The sequence below is a fragment of the Citrobacter sp. CK180 genome, assembly GCF_030333655.1.
Classification (GTDB): Bacteria; Pseudomonadota; Gammaproteobacteria; order Enterobacterales; family Enterobacteriaceae; genus Citrobacter_B; species Citrobacter_B koseri.
In genome coordinates, this window is the sequence record NZ_JAOWFM010000048.1 from 1 (window position 1) to 15,242 (window position 15,242).

14 protein-coding genes are annotated in these 15,242 nt (G+C 51.5%); 4 read left to right on the forward strand and 10 right to left on the reverse strand.

From position 1 onward, the window contains the following. The first annotated feature begins 34 nt into the window (after positions 1–34). The gene (gene dmsB, locus OGV50_RS11065) at positions 35–652 is read left to right on the forward strand and encodes a dimethylsulfoxide reductase iron-sulfur subunit DmsB (protein ID WP_012132456.1); all 618 of its coding nucleotides are present in this window, start codon (positions 35–37) and stop codon (positions 650–652) included. A 1-nt stretch (position 653) separates the two neighbouring features. Then, positions 654–1,517: a dimethyl sulfoxide reductase anchor subunit family protein gene (locus OGV50_RS11070; RefSeq protein WP_047457784.1), complete on the forward strand. Its 864-nt coding sequence runs from the start codon at positions 654–656 to the stop codon at positions 1,515–1,517. Positions 1,518–1,614: 97 nt separating this feature from the next. On the opposite strand, the gene ycaC is transcribed toward OGV50_RS11070, so the two are convergent. Then, the gene (gene ycaC / locus OGV50_RS11075; RefSeq protein ID WP_071258295.1) at positions 1,615–2,241 is read right to left on the reverse strand and encodes an isochorismate family cysteine hydrolase YcaC; all 627 of its coding nucleotides are present in this window, start codon (positions 2,239–2,241) and stop codon (positions 1,615–1,617) included. A gap of 313 nt (positions 2,242–2,554) precedes the next feature. On the opposite strand from ycaC, the gene OGV50_RS11080 reads away from it, so the two are divergent. After that, on the forward strand, positions 2,555–3,703 hold the full coding sequence (locus OGV50_RS11080; RefSeq protein ID WP_012133025.1) for an MFS transporter: 1,149 nt from the start codon (positions 2,555–2,557) through the stop codon (positions 3,701–3,703). 40 nt (positions 3,704–3,743) lie between these two features. Here OGV50_RS11080 and OGV50_RS11085 read toward each other — a convergent pair whose 3' ends face one another. The 5 genes from OGV50_RS11085 to OGV50_RS11105 are packed head-to-tail and all read right to left on the reverse strand — an operon-like array spanning position 3,744 to position 7,508. After that, positions 3,744–4,178 carry a PTS sugar transporter subunit IIA gene (locus OGV50_RS11085; protein WP_058668958.1) on the reverse strand — a complete coding sequence of 145 codons (435 nt, stop codon included), beginning with the start codon at positions 4,176–4,178 and terminating at the stop codon, positions 3,744–3,746. A 50-nt stretch (positions 4,179–4,228) separates the two neighbouring features. Next, positions 4,229–5,140: a transketolase family protein gene (locus tag OGV50_RS11090; RefSeq protein WP_058668959.1), complete on the reverse strand. Its 912-nt coding sequence runs from the start codon at positions 5,138–5,140 to the stop codon at positions 4,229–4,231. Further along, positions 5,140–5,937 carry a transketolase gene (locus tag OGV50_RS11095; RefSeq protein ID WP_058668960.1) on the reverse strand — a complete coding sequence of 266 codons (798 nt, stop codon included), beginning with the start codon at positions 5,935–5,937 and terminating at the stop codon, positions 5,140–5,142. Before OGV50_RS11095 ends, OGV50_RS11090 begins: the two co-directional genes overlap by 1 nt. 12 nt (positions 5,938–5,949) lie before the next feature. Next, positions 5,950–7,215, reverse strand: coding sequence for a PTS ascorbate transporter subunit IIC (gene ulaA, locus OGV50_RS11100; protein WP_058668961.1), 1,266 nt, complete (start codon positions 7,213–7,215; stop codon positions 5,950–5,952). A gap of 17 nt (positions 7,216–7,232) precedes the next feature. Beyond that, on the reverse strand, positions 7,233–7,508 hold the full coding sequence (locus OGV50_RS11105; protein WP_058668962.1) for a PTS sugar transporter subunit IIB: 276 nt from the start codon (positions 7,506–7,508) through the stop codon (positions 7,233–7,235). A 121-nt stretch (positions 7,509–7,629) separates the two neighbouring features. Here OGV50_RS11105 and OGV50_RS11110 point away from each other — a divergent pair, with 121 nt between their 5' ends. Beyond that, positions 7,630–8,478, forward strand: a complete 849-nt coding sequence (locus tag OGV50_RS11110; RefSeq protein ID WP_058668963.1) for a MurR/RpiR family transcriptional regulator — start codon at positions 7,630–7,632, stop codon at positions 8,476–8,478. 94 nt (positions 8,479–8,572) lie between these two features. Here OGV50_RS11110 and pflA read toward each other — a convergent pair whose 3' ends face one another. The 4 genes from pflA to ycaO form a co-directional block, all read right to left on the reverse strand. Next, on the reverse strand, positions 8,573–9,313 hold the full coding sequence (gene pflA / locus OGV50_RS11115; protein WP_024130479.1) for a pyruvate formate lyase 1-activating protein: 741 nt from the start codon (positions 9,311–9,313) through the stop codon (positions 8,573–8,575). Between the two features lie 191 nt (positions 9,314–9,504). Next, entirely contained in the window at positions 9,505–11,787 is a 2,283-nt protein-coding gene (gene pflB, locus OGV50_RS11120) for a formate C-acetyltransferase (RefSeq protein WP_012133023.1), read from the reverse strand. Between the two features lie 51 nt (positions 11,788–11,838). Then, on the reverse strand, positions 11,839–12,699 hold the full coding sequence (focA, locus tag OGV50_RS11125) for a formate transporter FocA (protein ID WP_024130478.1): 861 nt from the start codon (positions 12,697–12,699) through the stop codon (positions 11,839–11,841). Between the two features lie 405 nt (positions 12,700–13,104). Next, positions 13,105–14,865: a 30S ribosomal protein S12 methylthiotransferase accessory factor YcaO gene (gene ycaO, locus OGV50_RS11130; protein WP_024130477.1), complete on the reverse strand. Its 1,761-nt coding sequence runs from the start codon at positions 14,863–14,865 to the stop codon at positions 13,105–13,107. Between the last annotated feature and the right edge of the window lie 377 nt (positions 14,866–15,242).

Below are 15,242 nucleotides of genomic sequence, written 5' to 3' on the forward strand. Positions count from 1 at the left end.
CTCGTTCAGGTTGAGAAGGTATAAGGAGTAACCGATGACAACCCAATATGGATTTTTTATTGACTCCAGTCGTTGCACCGGTTGCAAAACCTGCGAACTGGCCTGCAAAGACTACAAAGATTTAACCCCGGACGTCAGCTTCCGTCGCATCTATGAATATGCGGGCGGCGACTGGCAGGAGGATAACGGTGTCTGGCACCAGAACGTCTTTGCCTACTATCTCTCCATCTCCTGCAACCACTGCGAAGACCCGGCCTGCACGAAAGTGTGCCCGAGCGGCGCAATGCACAAACGCGAGGACGGTTTTGTGGTAGTGGATGAGGACGTCTGCATCGGCTGTCGCTACTGCCATATGGCCTGCCCGTACGGTGCGCCACAGTACAACGCCGCCAAAGGCCACATGACCAAATGCGACGGCTGTCATGACCGCGTTGCCGACGGCAAAAAACCGATCTGCGTCGAGTCCTGCCCGCTGCGCGCGCTGGACTTTGGCCCGATAGAAGAGCTGCGGAAGAAACATGGCACGCTGGCGGCCGTTGCACCGCTGCCGGGCGCGCACTTCACCAGACCGAACATTGTGATTAAACCCAACGCCAACAGCCGCCCGACCGGGGATACCACGGGTTATCTGGCAAATCCGAAGGAGGTGTAAGATGGGAAGTGGATGGCATGAATGGCCGCTGATGATCTTCACGGTTTTTGGTCAGTGCGTGGTCGGCGGTTTTATCGTTCTGGCTCTGGCGCTGATGAAAGGCGAGTTGCGTACCGAATCTCAACAGCGTGTACTGACCTGCATGTTTGCTCTGTGGGTGCTAATGGGAATTGGCTTCATCGCGTCTATGCTGCATCTGGGGTCGCCAATGCGCGCCTTCAATTCGCTGAACCGCGTAGGCTCGTCGGCATTGAGTAATGAAATTGCCAGCGGCTCGCTCTTTTTTGCCGTCGGCGGGATCGGCTGGTTACTGGCGGTGCTGAAAAAGCTCTCTCCGGCGCTGCGTAATCTCTGGCTGGTTGTGACGATCGTGCTGGGTGTTATCTTTGTCTGGATGATGGTGCGCGTGTATAACAGCATTGATACCATACCGACCTGGTACAGCATCTGGACGCCGCTGGGCTTCTTCCTGACGCTGTTTATGGGGGGGCCGTTGCTGGGTTATCTGCTGCTGCGTATTGCGGGCGTCGATGGCTGGGCAATGCGTCTGCTGCCCGTAATTTCTGTTCTCGCACTGGTGGTCAGCGCCATTATGTCAGTGATGCAGGGAGCGGAGCTGGCGACGATTCATAGCTCCATCCAGCAGGCTTCTGCGCTCGTACCGGATTATGGTTCGCTGATGGCCTGGCGTATTGTGGTGCTGGTCGTGGCACTGTGCTGCTGGATTGTGCCGCAGTTGAAAGGTTATCAACCTGCGGTTCCGCTGCTGTCGGTGGCGTTTATCCTGCTGCTGGTAGGGGAACTGATTGGTCGCGGCGTATTCTACGGGCTCCATATGACCGTGGGAATGGCGGTGGCGAGTTAATCCATAATATGCCGGATGGCGGCTCGCGCCTTATCAGGCCTACGGATCGTGTAGGCCTGATAAGCGAAGCGCCATCAGGCAATATGTCCCTGGTTTTTTACTCCTGCTTAGTTAACGTGTCGTAGCTGGTCATCAGATTGCGATAATCAGGAATGTGATTAGAGAACAGCGTCGCCAGACCTTCGATATCATTACGCCAGTCGCGGTGTAACTCACACGCCACGCCAAACCATGTCATTAATTGCGCGCCAGCCTGCGACATGCGATCCCAGGCGGAGTGACGGGTAATTTCATTAAAGGTGCCTGACGCATCGGTCACGACAAACACATCGAACCCTTCTTCAATCGCAGAGAGGGCGGGGAAGGCCACGCACACTTCCGTGACAACCCCCGCAATGATGAGCTGCTTCTTACCTGTCGCCTTAACGGCTTTCACGAAATCTTCATTGTCCCACGCGTTGATGTTTCCGGGGCGTGCAATGTAGGGGGCATCGGGGAACTGTGCTTTCAATTCCGGCACCAACGGCCCGTTTGGCCCCGTTTCGAAACTGGTGGTAAGGATGGTGGGGAGGTTGAAGTATTTGGCTAAATCGCCAAGTGCGAGAACGTTATTTTTGAATTTGTCAGGATCGATGTCTCGTACAAGAGACAGCAGCCCCGCCTGGTGATCAACTAAAAGAACCGCGGCATCATTTTTATCGAGACGAACGTAAGGCTTAGTCATTATCTTCTCCTGATGAGAGTTAGCGTTACATCAAAAGCCATTCCGGTATGTTGTCTTCCCCAAAAGCATAGACCGGAAAAATGATGTTGCAGGAACCATGAAATTTTTCGACTGAACGAAACGCGGCAGTTTTGTTTTAGGTCAATTAAAACAATAACATGATGTTTATCGGACGCTGCTCTTTCATGCCATGAATCAGTATTTCAAATCGAAGGGCGGGAAAGCGCGTAATGCCGCGATTCGGGTAGATTGACAATGTTTTTGTTGGTGGCATGATGCGCATGAAATTTGAACTTCCTCACGGTTTTTATCCATGTCCATCTATACCCGGCCCGTCATGCTTTTGCTGTGCGGCCTGCTTTTGTTGACCCTGGCGATCGCAGTATTAAACACGCTCGTCCCCTTGTGGCTTGCCCAGGAAAGCCTGGCAACCTGGCAGGTCGGTATGGTCAGTTCGTCCTACTTTACCGGGAATCTGGTTGGGACGTTGCTTACCGGGTATTTAATCAAGCGCCTGGGCTTTAACCGCAGTTACTATATTGCCTCGCTCATTTTTGCGGCGGGTTGCGTAGGGCTGGGCATGATGATTGGTTTCTGGAGCTGGCTGGCCTGGCGCTTTGTTGCCGGCGTGGGCTGCGCCATGATTTGGGTCGTGGTGGAAAGCGCTTTGATGTGCAGCGGAACATCCCGTAATCGTGGGCGGTTACTGGCTGCGTACATGATGGTCTATTACGTGGGAACGTTTTTGGGGCAACTGCTGGTCAGTAAAGTTCCGACAGAATTAATGAGCGTTCTGCCGTGGGTAACCGGCATGATTCTGGCGGGCATTTTGCCGCTGCTCTTTACCCGTATCCTGAACCAGCAGTCGGAAGAACACGATACGACGCCGATTACGTCAATGCTGAGACTGCGTCAGGCGCGGTTAGGTGTAAACGGATGCATTATTTCCGGGATTGTACTGGGATCGCTGTATGGCCTGATGCCGCTGTACCTTAATCATCAGGGGATTAGCAATGCGAGCATCGGTTTCTGGATGGCCGTGCTGGTGAGCGCCGGTATTTTAGGCCAATGGCCGATTGGTCGTCTGGCCGATAAGTTTGGTCGTCTTCTGGTGCTGCGTGTACAGGTCTTCGTGGTGATCCTCGGCAGTATTGCCATGCTGACTCAGGCTGCGATGGCGCCCGCCTTATTCATTCTGGGGGCGGCAGGCTTTACGCTCTATCCCGTCGCGATGGCCTGGGCTTGTGAAAAGGTAGAACGTCATCAGCTTGTGGCGATGAACCAGGCGTTGCTGCTCAGCTATACCGTAGGCAGCCTGCTGGGGCCGTCATTTACCGCGATGCTGATGCAGAATTACTCTGATAATCTGTTGTTTATTATGATTGCCAGCGTCTCGTTTGTTTATTTGCTTATGCTGCTGCGCAACGCAGGACATACGCCGACTCCTGTGGCGCACGTTTAATTTATGTGACTCGTCTGGCTAAGCTGGCTGGTCGAAACGCTCAGGTATGAAGAGCGGAATGAAGCTGCGCCAGACGGGTAATACTGGTCAACCGTTGTAAACGCTCCGCTTCATCCAGCCAGCACATCAGTTGTTGAATCCTTTCTATATGTTGCGTGCTGTCGGCGGCGGCAAGGACGATCACCAGCCGTACATTCGGGTGATCCTGGAAGTGTACCGCGTCTTTCAGAGACAAAAGCGACAGATGTGTTCTGGTACTGGCAACGCCTTCTTCCGGGCGGGCATGCGGTAATGCAAACTCAGGGCTTAATATATACCATGGGCCATGTTGTTCTGTTTCGCGGATTATCGCCTGCGCATATTCAGTTGTTATCACCCCTTGTTCTTCCAGTGGTAAGCAGGCCAGTTTTACGGCCTCTTGCCATGTGTCGCATCGTTCATGAAACTGGCTGGCAGAAAATAGTGCATGTACCATTGTTTTCTCCTTTCTCAGAAGGCAGACCGCATCGCGGTCTGCCAGACTGACTATCTGAGTGCGTCGCAGAGTGCCGACGCTGAAATTCCATATTTCTCTTTTAGCTGGCGGCTGTTACCCGATTCTGTAAATGTGTCATGCGTCCCGAGACGAGTCAGGCGTATACCTGACGCTTCCTCTGCCAGCACTTCCGCAACTTGCCCGCCCAGCCCGCCGTTTATCGTATGATTTTCAATTGTTGCGATATGGGGACAATCCGCGATTAACGCCAGGAATCGCTGGCGGTTAAATGGCTTCAGCGTGGCGACATGAATCAGTTTTCCCCGCTTACCCTCGGAACATAACTGCTCATAACCCGCGCTCGCCTGTTCCAGTACGGTGCCTTCGTAGAGAATAGCGAAATCATTACCGGAATCGGCAACGGCTGCGATGTCTGTTACTCGCGGAACGACCGATTTATCGCGAACGGGCATTGGTTCCCGTGCAACGCGGATATAGACGGGGCCATGAATGTTTACTGCCTGTTCAAATGCGGCTTCAACTTCTTCTGCATCGGCAGGCGTCAGAATCGTGATCCCCGGTAGCACGCGCGTTAAGGCCAGATCTTCCAGCGCATGGTGTGATGCGCCGTCCGGACCGTCATCCATGCCAGGATGACTGCCTACTAATTTAATATTCGCTTTTGCATAGCATGCCTGGCGAAGCTGTGTCCATGCGGTGCCGGTAACGAACATCGCGAAGTTAACATAGAACGGAATATTGCCCTCCAGTGCTTGGCCTGTGGCAAAACTCATGGCGGAACCTTCGGCAATGCCCATTTCAAAGAATGCATCAGGCCAGACCTTCTGAAATTGATCCGTGCGGGTGGAACTGGCCAGATCGCTGTCGATCACGACAATCGGATAACCTTTCGCTTTTAGGGTAAGCAGCGCATTACCAATTTCATCGCGTGGTGCTTTCATTACTGTAATTCCTCCATTGCCTGCTGGTATTGCTCTGTATCTGGGGTTTTTGAATGCCAGTCTCCGTTATTTTCCATATAGCTGACGCCACTGCCTTTGGTTGTGTGGGCAATAATCGCCACCGGCTTGCCTTTCAGATGGCGTGATAGCATCAGCGTGTCGGCAACCTGATGCATATCGTTGCCATTTTGCAACTCAAGGACATGCCAGCCAAAATTGCGGATTTTATCGGCCAGCGGTTCAAGGTTGATTACCTCGTTAACAGGATCGTGCGAGGAGAAACCGTTGTAGTCGACGATCGCGACCAGGTTATCCATTCGCATGTGTCCCGCTTGCTGCAATGACTCCCAAATCTGACCTTCGTGCATTTCTCCGTCGCCAATGATGGCGAAGACGCGGTGGGGATCCTGAGCGTGCTTTTTCGCGGCGGCCATACCTAATGCGACCGAGAGCCCCTGGCCTAACAGCCCGGTGGTTGCGTCAACTTCAGGTAGTGATTTCACACTGGGATGACCCTGCAGACGTGAGTTGATCTGACGGAACGAGTTGAATTCGCTGCGGTCAATTTTTCCTTTCTGGAACAACAGAGCGTACTGTGCGGCGACGGCATGGCCTTTGCTCATTACCACCCGAGCGCGAGGAGACTCATCAAGATCAATTTCCTGATGATAAATCCAGGTCAGGATATCAATAATCGAGAGCGCTCCACCCGGGTGCCCAATGCCGGATTCATAAATCATGGTCACAATATCGCGGCGAGCTGCCAGCGCGTGAGACTTCAGTTTATCAATGTTCATGTTCACTCCTTATCAGGGCAGCATTTTGCCGATGTAATACACCACCAGCCCAAGAGCAACGAAATCGGTTTCCGGGAAGCTGGTGCCAGAAAGGCCTACGGATTCCATAATGGGGTAGATCAGCGCGGGGCCGATGCCGATGAGAATGCCGGTAATAAAGCTGCCCGCCACGGCACCTTTCCATCCCCCGGAGGCGTTACCAAAAACGGCTGCCGTTGCCCCAATAAAGAAATAAGGAATGGCGACGGGGATGATGACCGTCTGACCAATCAACGCGAGTATGCCCATTACCACCAACCCACCAACAAATGAGGAGATAAAGCCGAGGACGGTAGCGGTTGGTGCATAGGGGAATACCACCGGACAGTCGAGTGCTGGTTTGGCGTTTGGAATGAACTTCTCTGAGATCCCCAGAAACGCCGGGACGATCTCAGACAGTAACAGTCGCACCCCGGTAATGATGATGTAGAGTGAAGCGGTAAAAGTCAGGGATTGAAATAACGGATAGACCAGCCAATGCATTCCGCCTGCTACGGCCGTCACGGCGGTTTTCCCGGCAGCCAGCGCGGCGATGTAGTAGAAAATGCTGACCGAAATGGATACGGAGACAATGTAGTCTTTAAAGATCCCCAGCCATCCGGGCAGATTCAACTTTTCCGTTGACTCTTTAGGGTCGCCGACTTTCGAGCCAATCCATCCCGAAGCGGCGTAGGCCAGCGTGACGTAGTGGCCCATAGCGATTTCATCATTGCCGGTGATCTTGCGCATCCACGGTTGGGCGATGGCCGGATAGATGCAGGCAGCCAGCCCTAACAGTACAGAACCCACAATAATCGTCGTACCATCACTGTAACCCAGAGCTTTTAGCGTTACAGTAAGCAGAGCGGAGAGGTACAGATTATGCTGACCGGTTAAAAAGATATATTTAAATGGTGTAAAACGGGCAAAAAACAGATTCCAGCCAAAACCGATAACCATAATCAGTGAAACACACATGGCGAATTTTGTTTGTGCTAATCCGGTTAGTGCTTCAGCCAGCGGCATCACACCCTTAAGCCCAAATCCGTCGCTGAACAGCGTCTGGAAATTTCCCAGAGAGGTGACGGCCAGTCCGGCACCACCGGCAAAGACCAGAAAGCCGACAATGGTTTTGAACGTGCCGGATAATACTTTCTCAATCGGCTTACGTTGAATTAACAGGCCGATTAATGCAATAAATCCAACTAAAAGTGGGGTTACACCCAGAATGTCGAATACAATAAACCTGAGGAGATCCATATTGCCTCCGGAAGAGGTTAGTTGTCCTGAATTACGCTGGTGAGCGCGGTTTCCATTTCTTCGCTATTCATCAAGTCGGTTATACCGATAGCTCTGAATCCGGCAGCTTCAATTTCATCGGTGAGGTCGCGCATGGTGATAACAAAGTCAATTCCTTGCCAGGTGGCAAGCCCGGACAAGACGTCGTGTTCGAGCTCAATATCCCAGCCATGCTTATCGATGATTTTTTGCGCTTTGATTTTGAGCATCAAGGAACTGCCCATGCCGGTACGACAGACAATAAGACCTTTCATTTGCTTTCTCCTGTTTTGTAAAAATAATTATTTTCCATTGCGTGTAATGTGAAAAAAATTATTATCTTAAGCTAAGCAGAAAGATGTGATTGTGTTTGCATTTTGAGCAAAAAGGCGAAAAATGAGCCAAATTAATACTAATTTACTGATAAATATTAGAAATGAAGCTGCCGGGCTCAGTCCGATCCTGGAGAAAGTGGGCCGTTTTGTGACGGAAAATCCTGACTTTGTGATGCGGCACACTATTACTGAGTTGGCCGATTCTATTGAAACCAGTGAAGGAAGTATTACGCGCTTTTGTCGCGCGTTTGGCTTTAAAGGCTTTTCTGATTTCAGAACTGCACTGGCGCTGGAGCAGGGGGCCGCGCGCCCTGAAGAACAAGGTAATGAGGAGATATCCTCTGTGATGGCGAGTATCCGCGACAGTCATGCCATTATTAATACTCAGGAGCTACAGGCTGCGGCTGCGTGGCTTAACCAGGTCAATAATGTGGCGATTTACGCTGTCGGTACGGCGGTACCTGTCGCGCTGTTTTTGCAGATGAACCTGATCAAAATGGGCAAAGCTGCGAGTTTTGTCGATCGTTTTTATCTCACAACCTCATCCATGATGGTTGAACCGCAGAGCCAGGGAATTATTGTGGTGCACACCGAGCAGACGTCGGCAGATATGATGCAGGCTCTGGCATTGGCAAAACAACATAGCGCGCGGATTCTTTCGCTGACGCGGGGCACTTTTGCGCCGCTTAGCCGTCTTTCTGACTGGAACTTACAAGCCGCCGTGGCGCTGAAAGGGGAAGGTGAGTATGGTTTTGCCGAGATTGCCGGTGCGATGATGGTCGCAGATAAATTGCTTAATGCGCTGGAAGAACAGGATGAACGCTATGCGGAATGTCGCAAAGCGCATCAGAAGAGTATTTTCTCGATTGAGAGCGTAGCGAACAAGCTATCGGAATATTTTATGTCGTAGTTCGCTTCTTGAATAATGACGGAGATCTGGCCTGTCGTCTGTAGGCCGGATAAGACGTTTTCGCGTCACCATCCGGCGATACCGACAAAATAACTCAGTACATCACTTTATGACCGTACTGCTCAAGAATACCTTTTACGCGCTCCATGGTTTCTTTCTTCGGCGGTTTAACGCCATCAAGCTTGTATTCTTCGCCCATTGCGACCCATTTGTGTTTGCCTAACTCGTGATAGGGCAGCAGTTCGATTTTTTCAACGTTGCCCATATCGCGGGTGAATTCGCCCAGACGGTGTGCTGAGTCGTCATCGTCAGACCAGCCCGGCACCACAACGTAGCGAATCCAGGTCTTAATGCCTTTTGCGGAGATGTATTTGGCGAACTCCAGCGTGCGATGGTTGGATACGCCAACCAGATTCTGATGAATCTCGTCATTCATCTGCTTCAGGTCAAGCATCACCAGGTCGGTGACTTCCAGCAGTTCATCGATGACCGGATCGTAGCGGCGAACAAAGCCGTTGGTATCAAGACAGGTATGGATGCTTTCTTTCTTACAGGCACGGAACCAGTCGCGAACAAACTCAGCCTGTAAGATCGCTTCGCCGCCGGAAGCCGTTACGCCGCCACCGGATGCGTTCATAAAGTGGCGGTAGGTGACGACCTCTTTCATCAGATCTTCAACGGTAACTTCTTTGCCGCCATGCGTATCCCAGGTGTCGCGGTTATGGCAATACAGGCAGCGCATCAGACAGCCCTGGAAGAACGTAATAAAGCGGATGCCCGGGCCGTCAACGGTGCCACAGGATTCAAAGGAGTGAATGCGACCAATAACTGACATTGCGGTGTTTCTCCAGATGTGGCCCATCCGGGGCCGTGTTAGTGCACAGTTATTAACTGTGTCGAGTCTGTTTTGGCAGTCATCCATTGAGTATAGATAGCTGGCGAAAGAGACTTAGTTGTTAAAAAGGCCCCACTTACGTGGAGCCTTTATTGTACGCTTTTTACAGTACGATTTCAGTCAAAACCCAATTACATGGTCTGAGTGAAGGTACGAGTAATAACGTCCTGCTGTTGTTCTTTAGTCAGGGAGTTAAAACGTACTGCGTAACCTGATACACGGATGGTCAGCTGCGGATATTTTTCCGGGTGTTCCATCGCGTCCAGCAGCATTTCACGGTTCATCACGTTCACGTTCAGGTGCTGACCACCTTCGATGGACGCTTCGTGGTGGAAGTAACCATCCATCAGACCCGCCAGGTTGGTTTTACGTACTTCGTCGTCTTTACCCAGTGCGTTCGGAACGATAGAGAAGGTGTAAGAGATGCCATCTTTAGCGTAAGCAAACGGCAGTTTTGCAACGGAGGTCAGAGAGGCAACAGCACCTTTCTGGTCACGACCGTGCATTGGGTTAGCACCCGGTCCGAACGGCGCGCCAGCACGACGACCGTCTGGGGTGTTACCGGTTTTCTTACCATACACAACGTTAGAAGTGATGGTCAGAACAGACTGAGTCGGGATAGCGCCACGGTAAGTGGTCAGTTTCTGAATTTTCTTCATGAAACGTTCTACCAGGTCAACCGCCATGTCATCAACGCGAGAGTCGTTGTTACCAAACTGCGGGTATTCGCCTTCGATTTCGAAGTCTACAGCCAGGCCGTCTTCGTCACGAATCGGTTTAACTTTCGCATATTTGATTGCAGACAGGGAGTCAGCAGCAACGGACAGACCTGCGATACCACACGCCATGGTGCGGATAACGTCACGGTCGTGCAGTGCCATCAGAGAGGCTTCGTAGCTGTACTTGTCGTGCATGTAGTGGATCACGTTCAGCGCGGTGACATACTGTTTAGCCAGCCAGTCCATGAAGTGATCCATGCGGTCCATCACTTCGTCGAAGTTCAGAACGTCGCCTTTGATCGGTTCAGATTTAGGACCAACCTGCATTTTCAGTTTTTCATCAACGCCGCCGTTGATTGCGTACAGCATGGTTTTCGCCAGGTTTGCACGCGCACCGAAGAACTGCATTTGTTTACCAACAACCATCGGGCTTACGCAGCAAGCGATAGCGTAGTCATCGTTGTTGAAGTCTGGGCGCATCAGGTCATCGTTCTCGTATTGCAGAGAAGAGGTGTCGATGGACACTTTAGCGGCGAATTTCTTGAAGTTCAGCGGCAGTTTTTCAGACCACAGAACGGTGATGTTCGGCTCAGGAGACGGACCCATGGTGTACAGGGTGTTCAGGAAGCGGAAGCTGTTTTTGGTAACCAGAGTACGGCCGTCAACGCCCATACCGCCGATAGATTCAGTTGCCCAAATCGGGTCGCCAGAGAACAGTTCATCGTATTCCGGCGTACGCAGGAAGCGAACCATACGCAGTTTCATGACCAGGTGGTCAATCATTTCCTGTGCGTCTTGTTCGGTGATTTTGCCTGCTTTGATATCACGTTCGATGTACGCATCCAGGAAGGTGGATACGCGACCGAAGGACATTGCTGCGCCGTTCTGAGACTTAACAGCGGCCAGGTAGCCGAAGTAGGTCCACTGGATAGCTTCCTGAGCGTTGGTAGCCGGACCAGAGATATCGCAGCCGTATTTAGCCGCCATCTCTTTGATCTGACCCAGCGCGCGGTGCTGTTCAGCAATTTCTTCACGCAGACGGATAGTCGCTTCCAGGTTTACGCCGTTTTCCAGGTCAGACTGCAAAGAGACGAACTGGGCGTATTTGTCTTTCATCAGGAAGTCGATACCGTACAGCGCAACGCGACGGTAGTCACCGATGATACGGCCACGGCCATACGCATCCGGCAGACCAGTCAGAACACCGGATTTACGGCAGTTCAGAATGTCTTTGGTATAAACATCGAATACGCCCTGGTTGTGGGTTTTGCGGTATTCGGTGAAGATTTTTTTCAGCATCGGGTCCAGCTCGCGATTGTACGCTTTGCAGGAACCTTCAACCATTTTGATACCACCGAACGGGATGATCGCACGTTTCAGCGGAGCTTCAGTTTGCAGACCAACGATTTTCTCAAGCGCTTTATTGATGTAGCCAGCGTCGTGAGAAGTGATGGTAGAAGCAACGGAGGTGTCAAAGTCAACAGGCGCGTGAGTGCGGTTTTCCTGTTTAACGCCTTCCATTACGCTGTCCCACAGTGCAGTGGTCGCATTCGTCGCGCCAGCCAGGAAGGACTCATCACCCTCGTACGGAGTGTAGTTTTTCTGAATGAAGTCACGGACGTTTACTTCATTCTGCCAGTCACCTTTGGTAAAACCTTCCCAGGCTGTGGCTAACTTTTCATTAAGCTCGGACATGTAACACCTACCTTCTTAAGTGGATTTTTTATTTACTGCGTATAACGCTCATCAGCAATGATGATCGTCGCCACGCAGGTAAATGACCCAGTATGTCAACCCGACCAATAAACCGCCGCCGATAATGTTACCGATTGTGACCGGAATCAGGTTATCGGTGATGAAATTCATCACGGTCAGGTGAGAAAAACTTTCCGGACTGGAGCCCACTGCGGCCCAGAATTCCGGTGTGGCGAAGTCACGGATTACAATCCCCATCGGAATCATAAACATGTTTGCGATGCTGTGCTCAAAACCGCTGGCAACAAACATGGCGACGGGCAATACCATGATAAACGCTTTGTCCATCAGGCTACGACCCGAGTAGCTCATCCACACGGCCAGGCAAACCATCAGGTTAGCCAGGATACCCAGGCAGACAGCTTCAATAAAAGTATGATGCATCTTGTGGTCGGCGGTTTGCAGGACGTTAAGCCCCCATCCGCCGTTGGCGGTCATATACTCGCCGGAAAGCCACATCAACAACACAAAGAGCAGACAACCGATCAGGTTACCAAAATAAACGTTGAGCCAGTTTTTTGCCAGTTGGCCCCATGTGATTCGGCCGCTCGCTTTCGCGACAACAATCAGCACTGTTGATGTGAAAAGATCTGCGCCGCAGATAACACAGAGAATCAGCCCCAGCGAGAAGCAGATGCCTCCAACCAGTTTCGCCATACCAAAAGGCATTGTGCCTGTACCGGTTGTGGCGGTGATATAGAAAACAAAGGCAATGGAAATGAACACACCCGCGGTAATCGCCAGATAGAAAGTCTTCAGCGGATGTTTCGTTGCTTTATAGACACCTGCCTCTTCGGCCACTTTGGCCATTGCAGCAGGGAGTAATAGATCAAAAGGGTTGTCAGCTTTCACACTAACTCTCTCTTTATTAAGTCGGCGACGAGATACTAACAAAGCATTATAGATGAGAATTTGATATAGATCATATCTCGCCTGGCTTATAGGCCCGCAAGATGCGTGGTTTTTACGCGATTGCGGTGTAAATATTTGATTATCCAAATAAAAATAAATTTTAAAAATTATAAAGTGAGTTGAATTTTTTCGCTGAGCCTCCCCGATGGCAGTTAATTAAAATGGAGTAATTGGCAAATAAAGTAACACCAGCACATTAATATCTGTAATATCAACTACCAATATTTAACCTTGTTATTACATTTATTTTCGTTTGCCAAAAAAATAAAAAAACAGGGCGCATAAAGCGCCCCGTAATATAGCTCAGTCGATTGTTTAAACCTACCTACAGTAGGTTATTCGCTTCTATTTTGACCAGTGAGCGGCCTTGGCGCGCTGCAATTTCTCATAGGCTTTCAGCAGAGACTGATGTGAGGCGAAAGCATGCAGATCGCTATCAACCGCTTGCAGCCCATAAAATGCCGCTTCGCCACTCAGTGCCGCGCTGGCCGCTTCAACAGCTTCGGCGCCATACATCCGAACGAAAGCATTCAGGTATTGCAGCGGTTCGCGGTCTTCTTCCTGCGCCAGAAGCAGCAGCGTTTGCAGACAGCGGTAGTAGTTCGCACGTTCAGCGCTAAAGATGGAGGCGTTGAATTCCATCGTCCACTCTGTCCAGATCAGCGCCTGCTCCAGATCGCCGCCAGCCAGCGCCAGCATTGCTTTAAGCTCACCGATGCGCAGGGTATACCAGCCATTATCCGGGCCTGTCGCCAGACCAAGTAACTCGCGCACGCGGGTAAAGTCATCAAAGCCTTCTTCATCTAATTGTTCAATCAGATTGAGGTAAGCCTCTTTCTCCCATGCGCTGCCCGGCAGGGCAAGGAGGGTTTCGCGCAGATGGCTGCCCATGCTGTTGTTGGCGAGCCACAGATCTTCTGCCGGATAAATATCAGACATGCCCGGCACAATAATGCGGCAGGCATAAACGCCGAGGTGCTCATAGTCGGCAATATAGACCTCTTTATCTTCCGCATTGAAGATTGCCATCAGCGTGGCGAACTCTTCTTCCGTGGTGCCGGAGAAACTCCAGTCAGCAAACGGATAGTCGGCATCCTGCTTGAACAGATCCCAGGAGATCAAACCGCTGGAGTCAATGAAGTGCGTCTCAAGGTTAGTATGTTCAGCCACTTCTTCGTCGTCGAACGTTGGCGGGGTAAAGACATCAAGATCTTTCAGCCCACGGCCCTGCAACAGCTCGGTGACGGTACGCTCCAGCGCAACGCCGAAATCAGGATGCGCGCCGAAGGAGGCGAAGCAGGTGCCGTTGGCCGGGTTGAACAGGACGACGCAGATAACCGGATACTGACCGCCCAGCGAGCCGTCATAAGCGAAGATTGGGAAACCTTCCGCCTCCAGCTTAGCGATGGCCTCTACCACTGCCGGGTAGCGTGCCAGCACATCGGCTGGAATTTCCGGCAGGCTAATGCTTTCGGCGATGATGCGGTTTTTAACATGACGTTCGAACACTTCAGACAAACCCTGCACACGCGCTTCGTTGCGGGTGTTACCGGCCGACATTCCGTTGGAAACGTACAGGTTGCCGATAATGTTCATCGGAATATACACGGTGTGATTATCAGACTGGCGGGTAAACGGCAGGCCGCAGATACCGCGATCTTCGTTACCGGATTGCAGATCGATAAGCATGCTTCCGGCCAGCTCGTTTTCCGGGTCGTAGAACGCGCGCAGACGGTCATCCAGTAACCCTTCCGGCAGGGCGTCGTCATCGGTTAGCGGGAACCATTTTTCATTCGGATAATGCACGAACGGGCCATTGGCGATGGTTTCACCCAGCCAGAAATCGGCGAAGAAATAGTTGGTGGACAGACGCTCAAAATATTCACCCAGCGCGGAAGCCAGCGCGGCTTTTTTGGTTGCGCCTTTGCCGTTGGTAAAGCACAACGCGCACTCTTTGTCGCGAATATGCACCGACCAGACGTTAGGCACCGGATTCAGCCAGGAGGCCTCTTCAATATGAAAACCGAGGTCGAGCAGTTTTTGCTGGAAGCGAGCGATGGAATCTTCCAGGGCGGCGTCTTTGCCGGGGATAAATGTTTGCGTCATGAAAATCACTTTTGTCGTACGGAAAGCGCGCAATGATACGGGTTTTATGTTGACGGCGCTATCGCCGCCGCCCCGGCAGCGTAAATAAAAGTGCGTAGTAGCGTCGTTCCTGTGAATGCCGGGGATCGTCAATGACGCCCGCGAGGCGCAAATCCAGAATGGTCGAAGGCCAGCCGGGTAAAACGGGCTACCTGACAGCGAATCTATCGGTTTTATGTCGTCAATCCGATAGATTCTGTTGTGTGACGTAGCGCGCATTTTTGGCCTGATGAGTTTTACCCATTGCGGCGCGTGTCACTGAATGATAAAACCGATATCCACAGGAATAACTTATACCCAATATCCGTCGTCCTGCCTTGCGCAGACGTTCGGGTGTT

Excerpts from the sequence above, each read along its gene's own strand:
- dmsB (WP_012132456.1), top strand. The coding sequence starts at position 35 with ATGACAACCCAATATGGATTTTTTATTGACTCCAGTCGTTGCACCGGT.
- OGV50_RS11070 (WP_047457784.1), top strand. The coding sequence starts at position 654 with ATGGGAAGTGGATGGCATGAATGGCCGCTGATGATCTTCACGGTTTTT.
- ycaC (WP_071258295.1), bottom strand. The coding sequence starts at position 2,241 with ATGACTAAGCCTTACGTTCGTCTCGATAAAAATGATGCCGCGGTTCTT.
- OGV50_RS11080 (WP_012133025.1), top strand. The coding sequence starts at position 2,555 with ATGTCCATCTATACCCGGCCCGTCATGCTTTTGCTGTGCGGCCTGCTT.
- OGV50_RS11085 (WP_058668958.1), bottom strand. The coding sequence starts at position 4,178 with ATGGTACATGCACTATTTTCTGCCAGCCAGTTTCATGAACGATGCGAC.
- OGV50_RS11090 (WP_058668959.1), bottom strand. The coding sequence starts at position 5,140 with ATGAAAGCACCACGCGATGAAATTGGTAATGCGCTGCTTACCCTAAAA.
- OGV50_RS11095 (WP_058668960.1), bottom strand. The coding sequence starts at position 5,937 with ATGAACATTGATAAACTGAAGTCTCACGCGCTGGCAGCTCGCCGCGAT.
- ulaA (WP_058668961.1), bottom strand. The coding sequence starts at position 7,215 with ATGGATCTCCTCAGGTTTATTGTATTCGACATTCTGGGTGTAACCCCA.
- OGV50_RS11105 (WP_058668962.1), bottom strand. The coding sequence starts at position 7,508 with ATGAAAGGTCTTATTGTCTGTCGTACCGGCATGGGCAGTTCCTTGATG.
- OGV50_RS11110 (WP_058668963.1), top strand. The coding sequence starts at position 7,630 with ATGAGCCAAATTAATACTAATTTACTGATAAATATTAGAAATGAAGCT.
- pflA (WP_024130479.1), bottom strand. The coding sequence starts at position 9,313 with ATGTCAGTTATTGGTCGCATTCACTCCTTTGAATCCTGTGGCACCGTT.
- pflB (WP_012133023.1), bottom strand. The coding sequence starts at position 11,787 with ATGTCCGAGCTTAATGAAAAGTTAGCCACAGCCTGGGAAGGTTTTACC.
- ycaO (WP_024130477.1), bottom strand. The coding sequence starts at position 14,865 with ATGACGCAAACATTTATCCCCGGCAAAGACGCCGCCCTGGAAGATTCC.